This is a genomic window from Streptomyces sp. NPDC006463 (assembly GCF_042870715.1).
GTDB lineage: Bacteria > Actinomycetota > Actinomycetes > Streptomycetales > Streptomycetaceae > Streptomyces.
This window is the reverse complement of sequence record NZ_JBIAHP010000002.1, coordinates 493,271-513,607: the sequence shown is the minus strand read 5'-3', so window position 1 is coordinate 513,607 and position 20,337 is coordinate 493,271. Positions and strand designations below refer to the sequence as shown.

At 67.7% G+C, this 20,337-nt stretch carries 22 protein-coding genes and 1 pseudogene; 8 read left to right on the top strand and 15 right to left on the bottom strand.

Annotated features, from left to right (window positions below; translation table 11 throughout):
• Positions 1 to 256: 256 nt before the first annotated feature.
• The 11 genes from ACFYOB_RS06155 to ACFYOB_RS06105 all read right to left on the bottom strand — a co-directional run bounded on the left by ACFYOB_RS06155 (position 257) and on the right by ACFYOB_RS06105 (position 9,814).
• Positions 257 to 1,375, bottom strand: coding sequence for a DUF3631 domain-containing protein (locus ACFYOB_RS06155; protein WP_388555135.1), 1,119 nt, complete (start codon positions 1,373 to 1,375; stop codon positions 257 to 259).
• A gap of 196 nt (positions 1,376 to 1,571) precedes the next feature.
• Positions 1,572 to 2,495, bottom strand: coding sequence for a bifunctional DNA primase/polymerase (locus tag ACFYOB_RS06150; protein ID WP_388555133.1), 924 nt, complete (start codon positions 2,493 to 2,495; stop codon positions 1,572 to 1,574).
• Between the two features lie 82 nt (positions 2,496 to 2,577).
• On the bottom strand, positions 2,578 to 3,855 hold the full coding sequence (locus ACFYOB_RS06145) for a DNA cytosine methyltransferase (protein WP_388555130.1): 1,278 nt from the start codon (positions 3,853 to 3,855) through the stop codon (positions 2,578 to 2,580).
• 71 nt (positions 3,856 to 3,926) lie between these two features.
• Positions 3,927 to 4,256 (bottom strand): hypothetical protein, encoded by a 330-nt coding sequence (locus tag ACFYOB_RS06140; protein WP_388555127.1) that lies wholly within the window; start codon positions 4,254 to 4,256, stop codon positions 3,927 to 3,929.
• 6 nt (positions 4,257 to 4,262) lie between these two features.
• Positions 4,263 to 4,649, bottom strand: a complete 387-nt coding sequence (locus ACFYOB_RS06135) for a hypothetical protein (RefSeq protein WP_388555605.1) — start codon at positions 4,647 to 4,649, stop codon at positions 4,263 to 4,265.
• 274 nt (positions 4,650 to 4,923) lie between these two features.
• Positions 4,924 to 6,960, bottom strand: coding sequence for a plasmid transfer protein TraB (gene traB / locus ACFYOB_RS06130; protein ID WP_388555124.1), 2,037 nt, complete (start codon positions 6,958 to 6,960; stop codon positions 4,924 to 4,926).
• A gap of 27 nt (positions 6,961 to 6,987) precedes the next feature.
• Entirely contained in the window at positions 6,988 to 7,611 is a 624-nt protein-coding gene (gene traA, locus ACFYOB_RS06125) for a plasmid transfer protein TraA (protein ID WP_388555121.1), read from the bottom strand.
• Positions 7,611 to 8,126 carry a hypothetical protein gene (locus tag ACFYOB_RS06120; protein WP_388555119.1) on the bottom strand — a complete coding sequence of 172 codons (516 nt, stop codon included), beginning with the start codon at positions 8,124 to 8,126 and terminating at the stop codon, positions 7,611 to 7,613. Before ACFYOB_RS06120 ends, traA begins: the two co-directional genes overlap by 1 nt.
• Positions 8,127 to 8,157: 31 nt before the next feature.
• Positions 8,158 to 8,496, bottom strand: coding sequence for an RRQRL motif-containing zinc-binding protein (locus ACFYOB_RS06115; RefSeq protein WP_388555116.1), 339 nt, complete (start codon positions 8,494 to 8,496; stop codon positions 8,158 to 8,160).
• On the bottom strand, positions 8,493 to 9,560 hold the full coding sequence (locus tag ACFYOB_RS06110) for a hypothetical protein (RefSeq protein WP_388555113.1): 1,068 nt from the start codon (positions 9,558 to 9,560) through the stop codon (positions 8,493 to 8,495). The genes ACFYOB_RS06115 and ACFYOB_RS06110 overlap by 4 nt, the downstream gene beginning before the upstream one ends.
• Positions 9,557 to 9,814 (bottom strand): DUF6284 family protein, encoded by a 258-nt coding sequence (locus ACFYOB_RS06105; protein ID WP_388555110.1) that lies wholly within the window; start codon positions 9,812 to 9,814, stop codon positions 9,557 to 9,559. The genes ACFYOB_RS06110 and ACFYOB_RS06105 overlap by 4 nt, the downstream gene beginning before the upstream one ends.
• 750 nt (positions 9,815 to 10,564) lie before the next feature.
• Here ACFYOB_RS06105 and ACFYOB_RS06100 point away from each other — a divergent pair.
• Together ACFYOB_RS06100 and ACFYOB_RS06095 are read left to right on the top strand one after the other, a co-directional pair.
• A complete protein-coding gene (locus ACFYOB_RS06100) occupies positions 10,565 to 11,263 on the top strand; it encodes an XRE family transcriptional regulator (RefSeq protein WP_388555107.1) in 699 nt (232 codons plus the stop codon).
• 2 nt (positions 11,264 to 11,265) lie between these two features.
• Positions 11,266 to 11,739: an NUDIX domain-containing protein gene (locus ACFYOB_RS06095; RefSeq protein WP_388555603.1), complete on the top strand. Its 474-nt coding sequence runs from the start codon at positions 11,266 to 11,268 to the stop codon at positions 11,737 to 11,739.
• Here ACFYOB_RS06095 and ACFYOB_RS06090 read toward each other — a convergent pair.
• The 4 genes from ACFYOB_RS06090 to ACFYOB_RS06075 all read right to left on the bottom strand — a co-directional run bounded on the left by ACFYOB_RS06090 (position 11,732) and on the right by ACFYOB_RS06075 (position 15,186).
• The gene (locus ACFYOB_RS06090; protein ID WP_388555104.1) at positions 11,732 to 12,295 is read right to left on the bottom strand and encodes an HD domain-containing protein; all 564 of its coding nucleotides are present in this window, start codon (positions 12,293 to 12,295) and stop codon (positions 11,732 to 11,734) included. The two genes, ACFYOB_RS06095 and ACFYOB_RS06090, sit on opposite strands and share 8 nt — an antisense overlap.
• Positions 12,296 to 12,321: 26 nt before the next feature.
• Complete coding sequence (locus ACFYOB_RS06085) at positions 12,322 to 12,759, bottom strand: GntR family transcriptional regulator (protein WP_388555101.1); 438 nt, start codon at positions 12,757 to 12,759, stop codon at positions 12,322 to 12,324.
• 174 nt (positions 12,760 to 12,933) lie between these two features.
• Positions 12,934 to 14,118, bottom strand: a complete 1,185-nt coding sequence (locus ACFYOB_RS06080; RefSeq protein WP_388555099.1) for a DUF5677 domain-containing protein — start codon at positions 14,116 to 14,118, stop codon at positions 12,934 to 12,936.
• A 102-nt stretch (positions 14,119 to 14,220) separates the two neighbouring features.
• Positions 14,221 to 15,186, bottom strand: a complete 966-nt coding sequence (locus ACFYOB_RS06075; protein ID WP_388555096.1) for a hypothetical protein — start codon at positions 15,184 to 15,186, stop codon at positions 14,221 to 14,223.
• A 357-nt stretch (positions 15,187 to 15,543) separates the two neighbouring features.
• Here ACFYOB_RS06075 and ACFYOB_RS06070 point away from each other — a divergent pair.
• The 6 genes and pseudogenes from ACFYOB_RS06070 to ACFYOB_RS06045 form a co-directional block, all read left to right on the top strand.
• Positions 15,544 to 15,630, top strand: a pseudogene (locus tag ACFYOB_RS06070) (glutamine synthetase); the annotation flags it as partial.
• 115 nt (positions 15,631 to 15,745) lie between these two features.
• Positions 15,746 to 16,342: a hypothetical protein gene (locus ACFYOB_RS06065; protein ID WP_388555094.1), complete on the top strand. Its 597-nt coding sequence runs from the start codon at positions 15,746 to 15,748 to the stop codon at positions 16,340 to 16,342.
• 173 nt (positions 16,343 to 16,515) lie between these two features.
• On the top strand, positions 16,516 to 16,971 hold the full coding sequence (locus ACFYOB_RS06060) for a hypothetical protein (protein ID WP_388555091.1): 456 nt from the start codon (positions 16,516 to 16,518) through the stop codon (positions 16,969 to 16,971).
• A 7-nt stretch (positions 16,972 to 16,978) separates the two neighbouring features.
• Positions 16,979 to 18,805 carry an alpha/beta hydrolase gene (locus ACFYOB_RS06055; RefSeq protein ID WP_388555089.1) on the top strand — a complete coding sequence of 609 codons (1,827 nt, stop codon included), beginning with the start codon at positions 16,979 to 16,981 and terminating at the stop codon, positions 18,803 to 18,805.
• A complete protein-coding gene (locus ACFYOB_RS06050; protein ID WP_388555086.1) occupies positions 18,802 to 19,758 on the top strand; it encodes a hypothetical protein in 957 nt (318 codons plus the stop codon). Before ACFYOB_RS06055 ends, ACFYOB_RS06050 begins: the two co-directional genes overlap by 4 nt.
• Before the next feature lie 43 nt (positions 19,759 to 19,801).
• Positions 19,802 to 20,329: a hypothetical protein gene (locus tag ACFYOB_RS06045; RefSeq protein ID WP_388555083.1), complete on the top strand. Its 528-nt coding sequence runs from the start codon at positions 19,802 to 19,804 to the stop codon at positions 20,327 to 20,329.
• Positions 20,330 to 20,337: the final 8 nt, after the last annotated feature.

Below are 20,337 nucleotides of genomic sequence, written 5' to 3'. Positions count from 1 at the left end.
TCAGGTCGATCCCCTCCGTTCAGGGCGGGGTCGGAGACCCCTCCGAGATGCCCGCTACCGCCGCTACTCCGCTACCGCGCAGGTCAGGGACCTGTTTCGGGTAGCGGATCGGGTAGCGGTAGCGGATGAGTGAGCCGCTCGGCCGGAGGTGCCAGCGGCGCGGGTAGCGGTTCCGTTCCGCTACCTCAGGTGACGCTGCTACCGCTCGCAGGTGTGCTGACCTGCGGGGTAGCGGCGGTAGCGCTGGTAGCGCCCTTCAGGAGAGGGGAGCCGGCGGCGGGCAGTACCGGGTCCATGCGTCCAGCAGATCGGCGGCGTAGTAGCCCTTCAGCACTGCGCCGCCCATCTTGATGTTGCGAGCGACCACCGGGCGACTGTCGGCGGTGGTGTACTCGCGGAGCATCTGGCCGAGCCCGCGGGCGTCCAGTGGACGGCCGTTGATGTCGCCCCACGGTGCCTCGTCCAGTGCTCGGAGCTGCTCCAGCACGGCGGACGTGGGCAGTCGGGGCATGTCGCCGAAGACCTGGTCGCGGAGATCGGTCAATAGGCGGACGCCGAGGCTCGCTTTGTCGTCGCTCTGCGCGGCGGTCACCATCTCGACGCATGCGGAGCGGGCCCGTTCGGGCCAGTCGCTTCCGGCGGCGTCGGCGACGGCGAGCAAGGGCTCCCAGACGTCGGCCGGTCGGTCGGTGATCCCGTCCGGCATGACGGGGAACGCTCCGCTGACCCGCTCGCGGACGGCGTCGGCCCAGGCGGCGAGCCGCTCGCGCAGGGCGTGTCCCTCGGTGGTGTGGAGCCGTGCCCTGAAGGGCTCGGCGTGCTCGTTGCGTGCCCGTCGGCGCATGCGGACGATGACGGACCGGGTCAGGATCGTGTCCGGGAGTGAGCCCAGCCCGGCGACGGCAACGGCGCAGTACGAGGGGAAGGGCACAACGGTCTGGTTGCCCCCGTCGCCAACGCACCGATACATGACTCCGCTGCGCCGGTGTCCGGCATTGATGAAGCCGCGGAGTTCCTCGTTGTCTCCGGCCTTCGGACCGAAGACGGTGTCGATCTCGTCGAACAGGACGGTCGGGCGGCCGTCCCCCATGGATACGGCGCGGAACAGCGCAGCGGCGGAGGCGTTGACGGCCACCATCGGCGCCGGCACCAAGGTCTCAACGATCTCCAGCGCGCGCGACTTGCCGGACCCGGGCTCCGGAGAGAGGAACGCCAGGCGCGGAGTCGCGTCGAAGCAGTCGAGAAGGTGGGCGTGCGCGTCCCAGAGCGCGACGGCAACGTAGGCGGCCTCGCTCGGAAAGACGTTGAAGCGCCGGTGGAAGGCTTCCACCTCGTTCAGCAGGGCGGCGCCGTCGACGGTCTGCAGCGTGGTCATGCGGCGTTCCTCCTATCGGTCAGGGCGTGCTGCAGGGGCACGGGCCTCTGCGGGTTCGGACGAAGAGCTGAAGGGACGCCCTGACGGGCGACGACCCTCGGCGCACCACTGCCGACGGCGGCGGGAGCCGGTTCGGCGGAGCTGATGGCGTCCGGGGCGTGGGCAGGGCCTTCCAAGCGGGGATGGGGGTGGGTGCTCATGCCGTCTCCCGGGCGCGGACCGTGCGGGCGGAGCTGTCGAGGGCGCTGCGGATGGTGGCGCGGCACTCGGCAGCGGTGAGTCCCCGCGCCTCCCCCGCCGCTTGGAAGGCCTGCTCCACCTCGTGGCGGGGGATGTCGCCCCACGCGACGAAGCGCCCCACTTTGAAGGCGCATCGGTTGAGGGTGTTGTTGCCCTCCCCTTCGGGGGCCGCCCGGACCACGGCGCATTCCCGTTCCAGGGCCGCGTTCGCGGCCAGGGTGCCGCTGACGGCCGGCAATCGCAGCGGTACAACCTTGGTGGCAGGCTTAGGCGGTTCGAGCAGGGCAGGGACCCACGCGGGCAGTTCGGCGACGGGGGCGGGGTCGATGACCTCGTACGCCCCGTCGCGGGTGGTGCTGCCGGGGGCGACGACGTAGCCGCCGTGGGCGCGGGTGTCGATGAGCGGGCCGAGCCTGCCGGCGGTGTTCCCGAGCCGGAGTCCGGCGGGGGCAGTGAAATACAGGTGCTGTCCGCCGCTGGGGGTCCGCACCCGGTAGGTGGTGGTGACGGCCTGCCCGGCGCGCTCGCAGAGCGCCTCGAAGGTCGTCGCGCCGTCAGGCGCGTCACTCTTGCTGTTCGGCTTGGGCCGGTCCAGGTCCACCACGAGCAGCCCGGCCGGGCCCGTCGCGATGCCTACGTTGTACGGCTTGTGCGTCCAGCAGCGGACGATCGCGGCCCGGTCGGTGGTGGCGCGCTGCTCCCACTTCACGTGCCCGCCCTCGCACGGACCGGTCAGGGGGCACTGCTCCTCGCCGTGGAGGGCGGGCTGCTTGTTTCCGGGCCGGAGGGGGAAGACGGGCCAGCCGCGGGCGGCGGCGGTGAGGGCCGCGCGCAACAGCGGGTGCTGTGGCTCTCGCGGGTTGGGGGTGGGTTGGGTCATGCTGGTGTTCTCCAGGTCTTGAGGTGATCGGGAGATGAGGGCGGCCCCGGACTTTGGCGAGACGGGGGCCGCCCTCGGCGTTCTAGGCGATGTCCAGGGCGAGCTGGGACACGTGCGGGCTCGCGGTCACGGTGGTGAGGGTGGCGAGCAGGGTGCGGTAGGCGTGTGCGGCCTGGTGGATGACGACGCCGTTTCCGAGGATCTTGAGCTGGTCGGAGCGGGACAGGCCCAGGTCCGGGCTGGTGACCCAGCCGGGATCGGCGCCCATCATCCATTCGACGAACGCCGGGGACAGTCGGCGGTTGCCCTTGGTGCCGGGTTCGGTCGGTTCGGGTGCGGGCCGGCCGAGGACGGTCTCCCAGCGGCGGATGGCGGGGCCGTAGTCGGTGCCGTTGGTGGCCAGCCACTGCCCGTCGAGGCGGACGGCCTGGCCGGGGAGGTAGTAGTGCCCGGCCCGGTCGCGCTGGTTCGGCCCGCCGTGCGGGCCGTCCGAGGCCTTTGGCGTGGGCAGCAGGTTGACCACCACCTCGTTCAGCGGCCGGGAGTTGGTCCCCAGCAGGTTCGAGGCGCCGGACTTCCAGTCACGGGCCGCCGGGGTCGGCAGCAGCGTGACCGCGGTGCGTAGGTTCATCCCGCCCTTGCGCTTCGGGGAGACGCCGGGGCCGCCGGTCCCGTCGGCGGCGGCCGGCGTCGGGAGCAGGGTCAACTGCGTGCTGGGGGCAGCAAGAAGACCACTTCGTCCTCCAGCGTGGGCCCGTGCCCGCCGGCTTTCCGTTTGTCCGGGTGCTGCGGTCCCCCGTTGCGGCCGAGCTGTGAGGTGGGGGTCTTCAGCAGCGGGATAGGCGACGGCGAACCAGCGGTCGCGCCGGTGGCAGGCTCCGACCTCGGGATCTCCAGCGCGTAGGCACATCCACCGCGCGTCGTACCCGATCGAGGCCAGGTCGGCGGCGACGGTGTCGAGCCCGCGGCTTCGGATCGCGGCGACGTTTTCCAGGAACACGAGGCGGGGTCGAAGGTGGCGAATGGCGTGGGCGATGGTTTTCCACAGTCCTGAGCGGTCACCGGCGATTCCTCCCCGAGGTCCGGCGTTGGAGATGTCCTGGCAGGGAAACCCGGCCGTCAGAGTGGCCGGGCGCGGCATCGTCCCGGCCAGGTCTGCCCAGTTGATGGCGGTGAGGTCGCCGAGGTTGCGGGCGGCGGGCAGGCGGGCGGCGAGGAGCCGAGATGCGGCCGGGTCCTTCTCGGCGACCAGCGTCGTGGGCAGGCCGGTGACGGCTTCCACGGCCAGGTCCAAGGCGCCGGACCCGGTGCACAGGCTGATGTTGCCGCCTTCCGGCGGGAGATGGACGGGATGGGTCATGCTGGAGTCCTCCAGTAGGTGCTGGAAGAAGGCGGCCCGGGCTTTGGCGAGAGCGGGCCGCCTTCGTCATGTCACGCGGCGAACAGTTCAAGGGCCCCGTCGTCCGGGTCGAGCGGGCGCAGTGCCGTGACCGTGGTCCGGCGCAGGGTCGGGGTGTTGGGGCCGTCGTTGTGGAACCGCCAGGTGCCGGCGTCGTGCTGCGGCTTGTCCTTGACAGGCAGGGTGTAGCGGCGCGGCTGGTCCGGGTTGCCCGCGTTCCAGTCCTCTGCGCACACCTTGTGGACGGGCTCGCTCGCGTGCGAGCGGAGCGGGGTGGGCTTGTCGCAGAGCACGCAGGGCAGGGTCCGGGTTCGGTCGTAGTGGCTGGCATCGCCCCAGTTCAGGTATTGGTGGACGGCCATGCCCGGTTACCGGTGGTGGACGGTGCTGCCGGTGGCGCGGCCGAACAGGCCGGTCGCGGTGATGTGCTGCGTGATGTGCGTGGACGTCGGCGCGCGGCGGGCCCGGCCCAGGAAGAGTGCGGCGCCGCCCGCAGCGATGAGGGCGACGGCGGCCCAGAGGGCTTCGGTCAGGGCGATCAGCCCGGGAGCGGCGTAGGCGAGGCCGATGGATGCGGCGCCGATGCCGCCGCCGACGGTCGGGGCGAGCAGGGCGGTGGTTTTGGCCCAGACGGGGATCCGCTGGACCGGGACCCGTACCGGCTCGGCAGGGGCGCTGGGGGCGTAGGCGAGGGTGCGGACGCCGCCGGGGAGGGTGACGACCTGGACGCCGGGCGGGATCTCGGCGGGCAGCATCCGGGGCTCGGGCAGGGCCGGCGGGTGGAGGACGGCCTCCCCGTACCGGAGGGGCGCGGGCTGTGTCTCGTAGGACAAGACGAGCTCCCTGGAGAGGACGGGGGCCCGTGCCGGATGGCTCGGGCCCCGCTCGGGTGTGGGTTTCAGGGGTGTCAGGCCGAGTGCCAGTGGGGGTGTCAGACGCGTCAGACACCCGTCTGACACCCCTCGCGCACGCGTATGACCTGTGTTTTGGCGCTGTTCGGTGTCAGGGCTGTCTGACGCGTCTGACGCGTCAGGCCGCCATCCGGTACGGGACGATCCGGTAGCGGCCGACCTCGTTCGTCTCGGCCAGACGGCCGGCCATGACGAACGCGGAGACCTGTCCGGAGACCCAGGAACGGGAGCGTCCGTGGCGGTCGCAGTGCTCCATGAAGTCCGACGGACCGACGATGAGCCGCTCTTCCTCCTCGAACTCGTCGAGCAGCTCCTCCATGGCGGCACGCGCCTGCGCGGCGGTGAGCTTCATCCGCGGCGCCTCTGCGGCGGGTTGAGCGAACTCGACGACGCTTTCGACCTCGGGCAGCTCTGCCTCAGGGTCGGTGAACTCTTCGTCGTCGGTGTCCTCGTCGTACGGCTCGACGTCGTGGACCTCGTACTCGTCGTCCGCGTCGTACTCGTCCACGGGCATCTCCGGCTCGGGTGTGGTGCCGGGCAGGGGGTAGCGGGTGCGGGCGGTGAACGCCCGGTCGACGGTGCGGGCCGCGACGCCGGCCGTGACCGGATCGATTCCGGCGCGCGCTTCCGCGAAGGTGAGCACGACCCAGGTCAGGTAGTCGGTGCTGCTGAGGTAGTCGCGCAGCGGGGTCGCCCAGAAGGTCTCCGGGACACCGTTGGCGACGAGGTAGGAGTAGCCGGGCTTCTTGTCCTTCCAGGTGTGCGGCGACGCGCCCGCGTCGAGAACGTCGTCGTCGAGGGCGAAGCGGGCGTCCTGCTCGGTGCGGACGCCGTGGCACCAGGAGGAACCGAACGAGGCGCGGGTGTCGGTGGAGACCTGGTTGCCGGATGCCCGCTGCATGGAGATCACCAGAGAGACGCCGGCGGAGCGTGCTTCCTGGGCGATGCCGGTGAAGACGTCGTCGTCGGTCTCTCGGATGGTCTTGGCGGCCTCTTCGAACCAGCCGATCAGGTAGGGCATCCCCGGTGATCCGTCCGCCTGGACCTCGGCGCACGCGGGTTCCCACTGCTTGTATCCGTACTTGGCGAGCCACGCCGTACGGACGGGAATCGCGGCCTTGATCGCTTCGACCATGGCCCTGGTGGAGGGCATGTCGAGTGCGGCCCAGTCGATCGCCGGGAGCAGCGGGCCGAGCGTCTGATCGGCCTTGGCCGGGTCGGAGGCCCATACGATCACGTCGGATCGGGTGAGGACCTCGGCGAGGGCGGTCAGCCCGCCCTCGGACTTCCCGGATCCCGTCATCCCCATGACCAGGAAGTGCGCCGCGTTCCGCGCTGCGGCCGGGTCGCCGGGGAAGTAGATGACTGCTTCGGTGCCGTCCTCGTAGATCCCGACGACTACCGGGTCCGCGATGGAGCCACCCGGGTTGGAGGGCCCGGGACAGGGGACGGTGTTCTTGAGCAGGTCCAGCGGTACTACCGTGAGCGTGACCCGGGATGCCGAGTCGGGGCTCTCCATCATGCGGACTGCGGTCTTGGGGACGTCCAGGGCGCCGGCGATCCGCTCCAGGTTCTTGGACACGTCCGTGCTGGTCAGTTCCCCGCGCGGGAGCTGCAGATCGAAGGTGGCCTTGTTGGGGCCGACCTCGGAGCGGACCACCTGTGTCTTGGCCAGCCCGACCTTTTCCAGGAACCCGCCGTCCGTTCCGGCAGCGGGTCCGTCGACGTTGCGGCGGAGGATCTGGCGAATGTTCCACGATAGGGCCAGCGTCGGGGCGCCGATGAAGTACAGCTCCCCGAGCGGGCCCGCTGCGGGGCCGGCAATGGATGCTGCGGTGAACCAGGTGGAGGCCGCAGCCACGGTGACGGCGGAGTGCAGGCGCCGTTGCTGCGTGGTGGAGCGGCCGGCCCACCAGGTCAGCCCGGTCAGGGCCACCGAGGCGAGGGTGAGCCCGGCGGTGACGCCGGGCTGTCCGGACCAGAAGTAGTGAGCGGGCAGGGAGGCCAGGCCTACGCCGGCGCCCGCCAGCCAGGGGGGAAGGTGCGGCTTCGCGCGGTGAAGCAGGTACTCACCGACCCCGCCCCCGTCGCCGTGAGCGGCGCGCAGTTGAGCGTCGTACTGCTGGTCCTCCGTCTGTACGGTGGCTCGGGACATGGTCTGACCTCCTTGCCGGTCGGTGGGTTAGGAGCCGAAGTCGAAGCGCCGGCCGCTCTGGCGGGGTCGCTTCGACTGGTAGGGGGCGAGTTCGGGGTCGAACTCGCGCTGGAACGCCGCGTACGTGGCGGCCAGGTTCTTGGCGGTGTCGCGGGCGTCCTCGGCGGCCTTCTGCAGCCGCTTCGATACCCGGCGGGCCCGCATCCGCGATCCGAACGGACGGCCCTCGGGGTCCGGGACCTCCTTCAGGACCGCGTTCAGCAGCTCGGCGGCGTTGGCGAGCTCGAACGACATCTGCAGGAACAGGCCCCGGCCGCTCTCGCAGTAGTTGCGGATGTCGACGTTGGAGAAGAACTCCGGGTCACCGAGCGGGCTGTGTACCCGCCCGCCGCCGCCCTGGCCACGGCCCTGACCGGCGCGTCCGCCCTGCTGGCTCCCGCCGCGGGGGCCACCGCTGTTGTCGTTGATGTGGAAGTGGTACTCCCGCGACTTGCTCCGGTTCGTCGTCCGTGAGCGGTTCGCTCCACCCTGTCCAGCGGTGCTCTGCTGGCCACCGCCCTGCGGGGTGGTCCGGCGCTGGCCGCCGGTCGGGGGATTGCCGGGACGTTGTGCGCCGTTGCCGCTGGTCGGCATCCACGAGTTGGTGGACATCAGCTGTGCCCCTTAGAGGTGGTGCGGCCAGCGGTCAGCCACAGAATCTGAACGGTGAGGGTGGTCAGCGACCACAGGCCCATCAGCGCCGCGCTCGCGGGGCCGAACCACAGGGCCAGCGACAGCCAGCCGAGCCCGGCCAGGGCCAGGACCGCGAGGGAGATCCGCCAGGCCCACACGGTCCGACTGGCCGGACGGGTCTTGGCCAGCCAGACCAGGTGCCCCAGAGGGATGAGACTGGCCGCAGCGGTGATCAGGCCCGTCCACGGGGCGAACAGGTGAAGAACCGCAGCCACGACGTGCAGCGTGACGGCGATGCCGGTCGGGGCCCAGGTACGGCGGTGGCGCCACACGAACCGGCCCGTCGCCGCAGTGGCGCGGGCGGTCAGGGTGGGCTGTTCCGAGACGACGACGATGACCGGCGGCACCTGACGGCGCCGGCCTCGCTGCCGAGGAATGTGCACGGTGGTGGGGAAAGCCGCCTGTGCGGCCTGCGAGCGTGTACGGCGAGACACAGCAGAACTCCTTCACGGCAGGGGGCAGGGCTCAGGCGGCGTACTGCTCGGTTCCGGTCTGGCAGGGCACGCACATGCCGAGCGAGGCCGGGATGACGTAGCCGGCATCGCGACGGCAGACTGGGCAGACACGGCGGGCCTCGTTTGCCCGCTCAAGCGCTGCCCAGCGAGCCGGGGTCATCGGCCGAACCGGCATCGCCAGATCGAACCGGTAGAGGAAGGCGACGAGCGGCCCTCGCCGTCGGCGGAGCCGCTCTACCTGCGCGACGACGTCCTGCCCTCCCGGCCGCAGACCGGCGGCGCGGAGCTGTCGGCGCGTGGCCAGACCGTCAGGGGCCAGGCGCCACGGGTAGACCGGCAGCCCGGTCACGGCGTGGACTCTTCCTGGGACATCAATGCACCCCAGGCCTTACGGACGCGCTGCTCGCCCCCGACGAACCCGGCGTCACGGAAGGCCGTCACGGCCTGCCGATACGACAGCGGCGGGTCGGCGGAGTAGCGCAGGTGCCGAAGCACGACGACGAGCTGTTCGTCGGAGAGCGTCTCCGCCGGGTGGGGCGTGGGAACGCCTGTGACGGCCGCGACCTCATCCAGCGTCACGGGCGTGACGGGCACCGCGACGGCCGTCACCTCGGCGTCCGACGTTGCCGGGCTGACCTGCGTGTCTTCCCCGTCACGGGCAACCGTGACGGCCTCGCCCTCAGCCGTCCCCGCGGAGGAGCCGGTACGCGGTTCGGGGGCTGGAGCGAGGGCGGGCGTCACGGCGGCCGTGACAGCGTGAGCTTCTGGTGTGACGGGAGCCGTGAACATGTCGGCCAGGGCGGCGTCGGCCCCGTCGGTGACACGCTCGCGTTGAACGTCCAGCAGGCTCGTGCCGAGCGCGGTATCCCCGGTGCCGATCCGACGAGCGAGCTTCCACGACGTGCGCTCGGAGCGAGCACGGATCTTCTCGTCAGGGTGGTTCGCGGCACGGGCCCGGTGGTAGGCCAGCGACCGGATCACGGTGGCGGCCCGGTGCTCGGCTTCCGCGTCCCGGCCGTCGGTATGGACCACGATCCGCCGAGCCAGGAACGCCATGCCCTCGGCCGCCACGCACATGCCCATCGGCGTGACCGCGTAGATCACGGTGCGGCCCGTACCGTCGGCGGCCATCGCGGCCATGACCGCAGCGGCCGCAGGCAGTAGCCACAGCCCGATCCGGACCACTGCCGGGGAGGCCTGCCCGAGCATCGTCAGCCCGAGCAGGACCAGGGCCAAGACGGCGGTCGCTCCCTCGCCGGCGGCGACCGCGCCCAGCGCGGTTCCGGAGCCGTAGGCGCCCTTGATGTTGGAGAAGGTACCCACTCCGCCGGCCGCGCCGGTGACGAGCATCGGCACGAAAGCGGCGCCGAGTACGACCTTCTGTGCTCGGGTCAGCGTTCGGCCGGTGCTCACGCCGCCTCCTTCGGGTCCTGCCAGTTGGCCAGGTCCCGTCGGGCGGACAGCACCCGGTTGTGCGCTCGGCGGATACGGCGGGCGTCGAACTCCCAGGCCGGCCGGTCCAGCAGGGCAATCAGCGCGTCCAGCAGCTCGACCTCGGCGGAGACGACGGGCATCTCCATCTCGATTGCCGCCAGTTCGGCGTCCGTCGGCTCCAGATCCGTCGGCAGGACGGTAACGGGGTTCTGACGTGCAACGATGAACTTCATTGGGTCTTGCTCCTCTCACACAGGAACGGGCCCGAACAGCAGCCCCGGCGTTCCCGCGTCGGGGCTGCACTTCGTTGGTGGAGCAGGAAGAACTCCGGCTCCCTGCGACCCCGCCCGTACGCCGAGAGCGACGTTGGACGGGCGGGGGAGGCAGCCGACCGCAGCACGCACGTGCGGCGGGTCAGGTGACGCGGAGGGCAACGCCGCCACGCCGGTCCAGTGCGGCAGCGGCCAAGGGTCTTAAGCGGATCACTTCGAACCTCCGAAACTCATGGGCACAGGTCTCGCACTGCAAGGGGGACCACGTCCCCACACGCCGGCCGTTGCTCGCGGTCACCGGGCCACCTCGCCAGTCGAGCCGAAGCTCTGTCCCCTGGCCTTTAGCGGGATTGCAGCGTCCCCGCCCTCAACAGCGGACCCCCGTACCAAGGCGGGCCGCTTCCGTGCACACAGCTCGTGGCAGGAATCCATGCAGGTCAGCGTGAAGTGCCGCCCACCCCTGCATGAGATACATGCTTGAACGTGTATCTCACAGTGGCGGTTCTGGTTGGGGCTGTCAAGCTCCGGGCTCCAGCCGATCCGCCGTGCGATGTGTCATCAGAGTGCCGCCGAAGGGCGGGACGAAGTCACCACGTCACTGGACGACTTGGGACGTCCTGAGTACCGTCCTGGTGGGCGAGCGCGTCCCTAGACGTCCCCGGGGGAGAGATGGCGAACGAGCGGTTAAGGTCCGCGATGCTGACGCAAGGCGTGACCACGGATGCCCTGGCTGAGCGTCTTGGGGTGGACCCGAAGACGGTGGAGCGATGGATCACCAAGGGGCGGGCGCCCTACCGGCGCCATCGTCTTGCCATCTCAGCATTGCTCCGGGAGGACGAGGGCTACCTCTGGCCTGACGGCCTGCCCGATGGCCAACGTCAGGACGCTGCGGACGCCGAAGTCCTCAAGGTCTATCCGCATCGCTCCTACGTGCCGGCCGACCTTTGGCTGCAGCTCTTCGGGCGTGCGGAGCGCGAGATCGGCGTGTTGGTGCACGCGGGTGTCTTCCTCGCCGAGAATCCCCGATGGGCCCAGTTGCTCCGGATGAAAGCGGCCGGAGGGGTGCGCGCTCGCATCCTGCTCGGCGACCCGGAGAGCCCGGAGATTCGGCGCCGAGGGGAGGAGGAAGAGATCGGCGAAGGCGTGGCCTACAAGGTTCGAGAGGTCATGAAGCTCTATCGCCCTCTGTACGCCGTGCCTGGAATCGAGTTCCGTCTGCACCGGTCGACGCTGCACAACTCGCTCTACCGATCGGATGACGAGTGGCTGGTGAACACGCAGGTGTACGGGGTGAGCGCCCCGCTGACGCCCGTTCTCCACTTGCGTAAGGTGGCCGGCGCCGAGTTGGTCTCCACATACCAGCAGAGCTTCGACAAGGTTTGGTCCGAAGCCGTTCCCGTCGAGAGGTGACCATGGGCAACCGCACTGACTACTTCAACGATCCCGATGCGCCGAAGGCCAACAGCATCGTGCCCGCCGTGACGGCGTTTGTCGTCAACGATGCCGGAGACGTGCTCATGGAGCGCAGGTCTGACAACGGGCGCTGGGGTATGCCGGGGGGCGTCCAGGAGATCGGGGAAAACATCGCCAGCACGGTGGTCCGTGAGGTCCTGGAAGAAACGGGAATCGTGACTGAAGTCGTCGGCCTGGTCGGCATCTTCACCGACCCAGGACACGTCATCGCGTTCGCGGACGGAGAGGTCCGACAGGAATTCTCGCTCTGCTTCCGTGCCCGCCCGGTCAGCGGGGAGATCAAGGTGAGTTCGGAATCCCTGGAGGTCCGGTGGGTGCCCAGGTCGGAGATCGATGCATTGGACCTATCGCCCACCACGCGCCGACGCTTGGAGGAGGGGTTCCGAGGCTCCCCGGTGACGACGATCAGCTGAGGCGTGCCGGCTTGACTCCGTGACTGCGCTCGCGGATCCGAGCAACCCGGGCCAGAAGCTCCGGTCGAGCGGCAGACACAGCCCGGAATACGACATGATCGGGGCCGTACCGGTCCAGCACCTCCTTCAGCCGCTCCGCCGGGTCAACAAGCGCACCCACGGGACTGCTGGTCAGGTCGCAATAGGTGATCGCATCGACGAGAGTCGGCTCTGCGGGCCCGAACTCCGCGAGCGCCTCGTCGAGCCCCAGCTCGGCGGCCTCCCACGGGGAGGAGGTGTGGAAGGCCACGACACTGCACAGCCGCGGGTCGGCGCCGACAACGTCCCGGAGGTACCGAGCCCCATCGATCATGTGCTGCCCCGTGTCGACAGCGACCTTGGCGTATCCAACGTCGTGCGCGATGGCCGCGGCAGCCAGCAGCTCCGCATCGTCTCCCAGGGCTGGTGCCAGCGTCAGGGCCTGCGAGTAGACCCGCTGAGAGTGGGCCCAGCGCGTCGGCAGACTGTCGGCGAGCAAGGACTCCGCGAGGTCGTGAGCCCACTTGGCCAAGCGCATGCGAATGCCTCCGAAGATGTCGCGGTTCAGGACGCCGGGCTCACGAACCGCCCGACTCCGTGCTGAGCTTGAACATGCCCCGCAGCCTCCAGTTCGCGCACAGCGCGTCGGACGGTCCCCCGCGCGACTCCGTACGTGTCGGCGAGTTCCGCCTCGCTGGGGAGACGAGCACCGGGGGGAAGTTCACCCGTCTTAATGCGGTCCAATAGATCCGTCATGATCCGCTTGTACGGTGCCATCTGTGCGTCGTCACCGACTTGGCGGCCGACCCCGGCGATTGTCGTCACGTCGCCGGCTTGCTCCAGTGCGTGAAGCGCACGACGGACGGTGGTGCGAGCCACGCCAAACTCCCGCCCGATCTCCGCTTCGGACGGAAGGCCATCAGGGTAGGCGCCTTGGGCGATCCTTGCCTGCAGGGCCTCCGAGATCGTCAAATACGTCCCGCGCGGGCTGGGGTTCGGCACGCTTTCTCCTCCTTCTTCTGGCGCACGGGCGGCCCCCAGGGCTCCCGCACGACCCAGCTTCGCATGTCCGGGCCCGCGCGGGAGAGGGGGCGTTGGATCGATTGAGGGCTGTCCGGGGCGCCCTGATCAGAACCTTCGATGCAGCATGTGAGAGAGGAGAGCCATTATTCTGGATTAGCTGCGGAACGTATCCGAGGGGCCTGAGGCACTCTTCTTTTGCAGAATCGCCTCGGCTGGCACCCATTTTGCGGTGGGCGTTATGGAAAGTTGCACATCCAGGACTCGCACAGTTATTGGCCTACCTTCCCCGTCTCCGCTGAATGTCCCGTCTGGCTTAAAATTCATATACCCCTTGGCGTTCTCTTCGATCCAACCCAGATCTTGCTGTGGCATGCCGGGGACGATTAGCCCCAAAGAGGGTTCCCAAAGGAACCACCTTGTGCGCCCGTTCGGGTAGATTGCCAGAATTGCCACAGGGGGAGGGGGTGGGGAATCGGGCCAGAGATTCCGGTCGATCCACTCGCATGCTTCCTTGAAGGTTCCCCAACCTGCTGTCAGACTGTTGAGCGTAGAGACGATTCGTCCATCATGTATTGGTGTCGAAGAATTGATGTGCTGACATAGGTCACGAAAGAAGGAGATTCCCTCGGGATACGACAGGGCTGCTAGCTCAAAAGAGGGTCCCAATCTGTGGACGGTCCGACCAGCGTTATTACTCACCGTTCCCATGGTTCCACCGGTACTGCCATGGGTTATTTGAGAAAGCAGTCGGTAGGTGTCGTAGTCAGACTCGTGGCCAACCTTTCTCGCCCGTTCGCGCAAGTTATCTTTGGCCCAGTCTCTTGCGAAATTGGGCCCATATTTCCGGATCAGTGCAGCTTGTTCTGATCTACTTTCCCGGTCTAGTTTGGCCTTTCTGTGTAGCTCCCTCCTCATCGGAGTGCTTCGTAGGAGCGGAAGGCGTTTCTTCGTACGGGCAAGGATTTGCCGAGTGATCGCAATATGGGCGTCGTAGCGTTCTGCGCCATCTGCTTCGCCAGCGACATGCTTGTAGTTTACGAGGTGCTCAAAGAGCGATCTCGAAGTCCTTGCAGCCGTTCTTCCGTCGCCATCCCATAGGGATTTCAGGAGTATTTGAAAATCGTTCAGAGCGTGGTTGAATATTGCGGCACAAGAAGGATTTGGGGCGATGGGCCAATAGGCGCGCGAGAAGAATAGAAGATCAAGTTCAACCGCCTGCAAGTGACCGCTCAGCGGTGCCAGGCGGGATCGGAAGGCATCTTCGATTTCGCTTCCCACTGACACGCCGAATCGCCGAGCAGGGGGCTTCGAGAGATCAACACGACTGAACAGGTCCATTGTCGGCTCCGTTGCTAAGCGATGTGCTGGCGGCGAGTCAAGCTAAGTCGACAGTTAGCTGGACCCGAAGCCCTTAAGAGTGACCGATAGTTATCGGCGTCACTAGATCGTTGGCAGTGTGAAGAATGGTGCTGGCCAATCGACGGCGCCCGCCAACTCCGCCCAAGCGACATGGTTCAAAAGGAATGCGGATGGATTCTCGTAGTCGAATTGATACGTGTTGGGTCCGACTAGTCGGTAGCCAACTCCGTTGCCGCCTAGGTCAATTGGCACGTTGCGATAGTCGATGCCGAGAATCTTTGCAACGTACTCAAATTCGCTGTTTTCTCCGAGGGTGCCATCGAGGAAATCGTGAAGCCGTGCGCACAAATCTAGGATTGCGTGACCGCGCTCGCTCAGTCTATAGATGCCGCCAGTCAGGTAATCACTTTCCAGGGTTCCGGAAACAAAAAGTCGTTGTATCTCTTCCTTCAGGATTGGCGTGCTGATGCCCAAGGTCCTGGCCATCCGGGTCATGTTGTCAAACCCGTGAGACTTGATGTGAGAGATGATGACTACTGGATATCCTGGCCGTGTTGACGTGGCGAAACGTATAACATCGTCCGCTGTTAGACCTCCAAGGGTGACGTACAGTAGAAGATCTCTAGTGATCTCCTCCTTTAGGTTCGTGTAGGTCGACTCCCTGGCCTTCTCGTCATCGGCGTCGAAGTCGCCGGGAATCCAAAATACGCGTAACCGTGACAGGCGGTCCCTCATTGGCGAATTGCGGTATGCTGACACAATCTCGCCGACGCGCGCCTTATTGGTTGTTGAGTGGCGTGCTATGTAAACTGCAGCAGATACCTCCTCATCGGTAAGGAGGGTGCGAAGATCCTTGTCGATGCCATCCCTGTTGTGAGTCCAAAGCGTTTGCCCAGAAATCGCCTTCGACCAGTCCTTGGCAAGGTCGCATGAGAAGTCGAATAGCTTTCTTGCTCCTTCCTTGTATGTGTAAAGTCCAGATCTCGATACCTGCTGCATGATCTGGAGAGCGGCGTCGGAGAGAAACTCGTGTTCAGGTGACGGCATCGCTCTGTCTTCCCCTCCGTGATCGGGTGTGATCAGGCAAGCTAGCGCCTGGCACTGACAGCAGCCCCATGTCTACCCCACTGGCCTGGTGTGGATCCATGGCTGCGGCGACGGCAAGTCAGTGGTCCAGCGGGCTCTTGGCGGATGCTCCGCCTCTGAAGGGGTCGCGGCGGATCGGCAGGGGTTGGCCTCTGAGGATGAGGCTCTGCTCCTTTGCGGGACGTGGATCTCTGGGCCGTCTCTGGGCCGTCGGAGGGTGGCGGGAGGTCACCGGCAATGGCCAATGACGACCGCCTAGCTGCTGGTTGGGATGGGGCTCATTGGGCGACCGCTTGGGGGGGCGGAGCAGGGCATGACTTCCTGCGCAACAAGAAGCAGGAGTGGGAGGAATACCGCTCGGAGGTCACCGCCTTCGAACTCCGCAAGAACCTCCCCGTCCTGTAAGGGCAGGTCAGAGCCCCATCGGGGCATGCACGACACTCCGGGCCGGTGGTCACTGACCACCGGCCCGGAGCCGTGTCACTGGCCCTGGGCCGAACATCGTGAGGGAGAAGCATCGATGAAGCGCATCACACGGACCGTTCACGTGGCCTGTGCGATGGCCGTGGCCGGCGCGTTGCTCGCCGGGTGCGGGCTGTCGGACGGCACGAAGGCCGGACAAGGGCCAGGGGCAGGCATGGACATGCAGGGAGCGGCGGAGCGCGCCGACGCGATGCTCTATGCGACGGTCGGGGCGATCAAGCCGGAGCTCGAATGGGTCCATGACACGACGACGACCGGCAGCTGCGACGTGACGCGCTACTGGACCGTGATGACGGTCGTCTCCCCTCAGCGCCGCGGCGACTTCCTCGGTGTGGTCGAGAGCTTCTGGAAGGCGAGCGGCTATCGGATCAAGACGGTGAATCCGAGCAAGGACATGCCGGAGATATACGCCACGTCCCCGGACGGATTCGGCATCATGCTCATGTTCGGTCACGAGGGGCAGGCCTTCTTCGAAGTCACCAGCCCCTGTGTGGGCGAGTCGAAGGTGGCGGCGCCCACCAAGGTGGCGAACGGCCCTACGTACGAAGGTGCCACCGCCATCCCCACCCCCAACGTCCGCTCCGACTTCTGGTCCGCCGACACCCCGGCGCCGGGCCCCGCCCCCTCGTCCTGACCGCAGGCGGGACAGGCCTGGGCCGTCCGGGGGCCGTGCCGAGCAGCGGGGCAGGTACTCATTCGCCTAGGTACAGGTACTCATGTGGCCTATGTACGGCGTGAGTTGTGTGTTGCCGGTGCGATGTAGTGTTCTTGGCCGGAGTAACCGGCAGGGGCAATCGGGGGCTGCGCATGGCGTGGGACGAGTGGGAAAAGATCAAGGCCGATGTGACTGATCAGCAGTCCGTGGCGATGCGGCTCAACCACGTTCCGGTTGAGCCCAGCAGCGGGCCGAGCGCCGTAACGGGCGGCCTGAAGTCCAGTCAGAAGGCGTGGTCCACGGCCGGCCAAGGGGTGGGCTCCCTCCGCCAGAGCATCGGCACCGCGCTGACCAAACTGGAGGACGGCCAGGCAGGGCTCGGCGCGACCACGGGTTGTCTGAGCGCTGCCGCGCAGAAGGAGGTGTACGACTCCTGGAAGAAGTACGCCGAAAGCGTCAGCGAGCGCTGCGGCTCGCTCCAGAGCGTCCTGGAGCAGGTGGGCCGCGACGTGTTGACGACCGATGAGGCGGTCAACGCCGAGATGCACAAGCTGAACGTCAAGTACGCGGACACGGACGCCGTCGGCGGCCAGGCGAAGGGCCGGTGACGGCGGGATGGACTACGCCACCCTCAAGGCCTTCAAGCCCTCCGAGTTCGAGGAGGCCGCCGACGGGTACAGCTCCATGGGTCACGCGGCCCAGGCGGCCAAGGACCACGTCGAGAACACCGTCGCCGCAGGCATGCGCAAGTCGCTGCAGGGCGAGGCCGCGGAGGCGTCACAGAAGCAGCTCCAGGCCCTGGCCAAGAACTTCCACTACACCCTGACCGAATGCGGCGTGATCAGCACGGCCCTCAACGGGTTCGCCTACGACATGGCGGCCGCCAAGCGGAAGCTGACCTCTGCGATCGACGACGCCCAGGCGGACGGCTGCAGGGTGAACGACGACGGCTCGGTCGCGTATCCGGCGGGTCAGAAGCCGGGCGACGAGAAGGTCACCGAAGGCGGCACGGTGACGGGGAGTGCCGGAGGCAACGCGACCTCCGATGCGCTGGAGCGCCAGGCGGCGAACATCCACCCGAACCCGAACTACGGCAAGGCGATGGGGTACGCGAACCGGATCGCCGACGCGCTCAAGGAGGCCACGGACGCGGACGCGAAGTGGGCGCCGAAGATACGGGCCCTCAAGGCCGACGACGACCTGACCGTGTCCGGCCGGGACTGGACGGACGTCACGTCGGACACCGACGGCGTGCGCGGCGCGGCCGACGCCTACCTCGACACGATCAAGCCGCCGCCCAAGAACGACTGGCCCCAGGACAACGCCAACTGGTGGAACGGCCTCTCCCAGGAGCAGCGCGACGCCTACATCTCCATGCACCCGGCCAGTATCGGAGCGCTCGACGGCCTTCCCTCCGACGTGCGCGACGACGCGAACCGCATCGTGCTCGCGGAACAGCGCGGAGCCAAGCAGGTGGAGTACGACGCCTGGCTCAAGAAGGAACCGGAGCACTACAAGCCGTACATCAGCCCCATCACGGGTCGCGAGGTGAAGGGCGCGATGGTCCCGACCGATGAGTGGAAGGAGTGGAACGAGAAGAAGAAGCAGCTCGAGAACGGCTACAAGGGCATGGACGACATACAGAAACGATTCGACAGCTATACGAGCGAAAGCACTCGCCCCTATCTGCTCGGATTCGACGGCAAGGACATGGGGCGCGCCATCGTCTCCATCGGGAATCCGGACACTGCCGACAACGTGGTGACGTACGTGCCCGGGACGTTCGCGAAGCTGGAGTCCATCGACGGCGACATCGGCAGGGCCGTGGCGCTCCAGTCGGAGGCGGAGCGCCAGGATCAGGCCCACAAGACGGCATCGATCGTGTGGCTCGGTTACGACGCCCCGCAGGGCATCGCGACCGATGCGACGGAGACCAAGTGGGCCGACGAGGCGAGGGAGCCGTTCGGCAACTTCATCCAGGGCATCCAGGAAGCCAATCACGGCCGCGACGTGAACCAGACGCTCCTGGGCCACAGCTACGGGTCCTTGGTCGTCGGCGAGACGATGAGCATGCACATAGACCTGCCGGTCGACAACGCGATCATGGTGGGCAGTCCGGGCGTGGGTGTGGATCACGCGAAGGACCTGAACATCCCGGCGGACCACGTCTTCGCGGCCACGGCCCAGAACGACCTCATCAACGCCGCCCCGCCCCCGGCCCGCGATCCGCTCAGCCCGAAGGCGTACTGGGACCTTTTCGACGACCACACGATCGTCCACGGAACCGACCCGACTTCCGACGACTTCGGCGGCGTGGTCTTCGACGTCCCCGACGGGAAGCTTCCGGGCGCGGGTTGGGAAATGATGCCAGCGCACTCCCAGTACTGGGACGAAAAACCCCTTGGCAGCATGGCGAAGATCGTTACCGGAGGACGACCGTGAACTTGCGCAGAATCATCACGACTGCCGCACTGCTGGTCATGACGACCGTGTTGACCGCGTGCGGCGCGCAGGAGGGCGGACAGAAAACCGGCGGAAAAGCATCGAAGAAGGTCACGATGAACGAGAAGCAGGCGATCGACCGGGCAGAGGAAATCATCCAGCAGGCTGTGGAAGGCATGTCCCCCGCACCGACACTGGAGCGCATGGGCCCCGCGCCCGTAGGCGCCTGCATCGCCAGGGACGACCACGGCCCTGACGACCGTGTGCAGGTCACCGTCATCTACAAGCTGACGGGCGTTCCGGGGCCTGAGGCGCAAAACCTCGTGCGGCAGGCGCGGGACGCCTGGCTGAAGCAGGGATACACGTACAACACGTCGGGCGAGGTCGACTGGTCCGGCCCCTTTCCGACGGTCTACATGCGTACGGGGTCCGACGACTTCTGGATGGACGCCGTGACCGGCGTCGTGGACCGCGCCAAGGGCGAGGGCATCGCCTCTCTCAAGGTGACATCGCCCTGCTTCCTCCCGCCGGGCAAGGCGTCGGCCGATCCCGCCGCGTTCGAGGCCCCGCAGGCCGACGATCCCGCCACGCGACGGGCCCTCGGCCACTCCAGCCGGATCTACGACGCCCTGCGGGTCGGGTCGGCGCCCACGCAGCCCGGGGAAGGCCTCAGCACGGTCCGGAGCGAGGCCGGGACCTCGGTCCACCACACCTGGTCGACCGAGCCGCTGTCGCAGGACGAGACGGTACGGGCCTTGGCGCGTGCGCAGACGTACTTCCAGAGCGCGGGATGGCGCGTGCGCCACCTGCCGACGCACGAGGGCATCCCTGCCCTCGTCGCCGGCCACTCCGAAGAGCGCACGGTCGCACAGGTCGCGGCCTCGACCACCGGTGCGCTGCGCGTCGCGGTCACGACGCCGCCCGTCAACGGTCCGTCGTCGGCAGACGTATGAGCGGATCCGTCGGCTCGGCAAACATCGTCACGGGAGGACGGCCGTGAATCTGCGGAAGGCGTTCCCCGCTGCTGCACTGCTGGCCCTGACGGTCGTGGTGACCGCGTGTGGGGCACAGGAGGACGACGGAGAGACGGCGAAGCAGGTCACGACGAACGAGCAGCAAGCGACCGACCGGGCAGAAGAGATCATCCACCAGGCGGTGGACGTCATGTCGCCCAAGCCGGCACTGGAGCGTACGGGCCCCGCTACCGTCGGCCCCTGCATAGCCCGGGACGACCACGGCCCTGACGACCGACTGCAGGTCACCCTCTTCTACAAGCTCACCGAGGTTCCGGGGTCCGCGGCCAAGAACCTCGTGCTGCAGGCGCGGGATGCCTGGCTGAAGCAGGGCTACAAGTACAACTCGTCGGACGAGAAGGACATGTCCGGCCCCTTCCCCTGGGTCAGCATGCGCACGGAGCCCGATGACTTCTGGATGGAAGGCATCACCGGGGTCCTTGACCGCACCAAGGGCGAGGGCCTCGCCACCCTCAAGGTGACATCGCCCTGCTTCCTCCCGCCGGGTTAGGCCCCGGC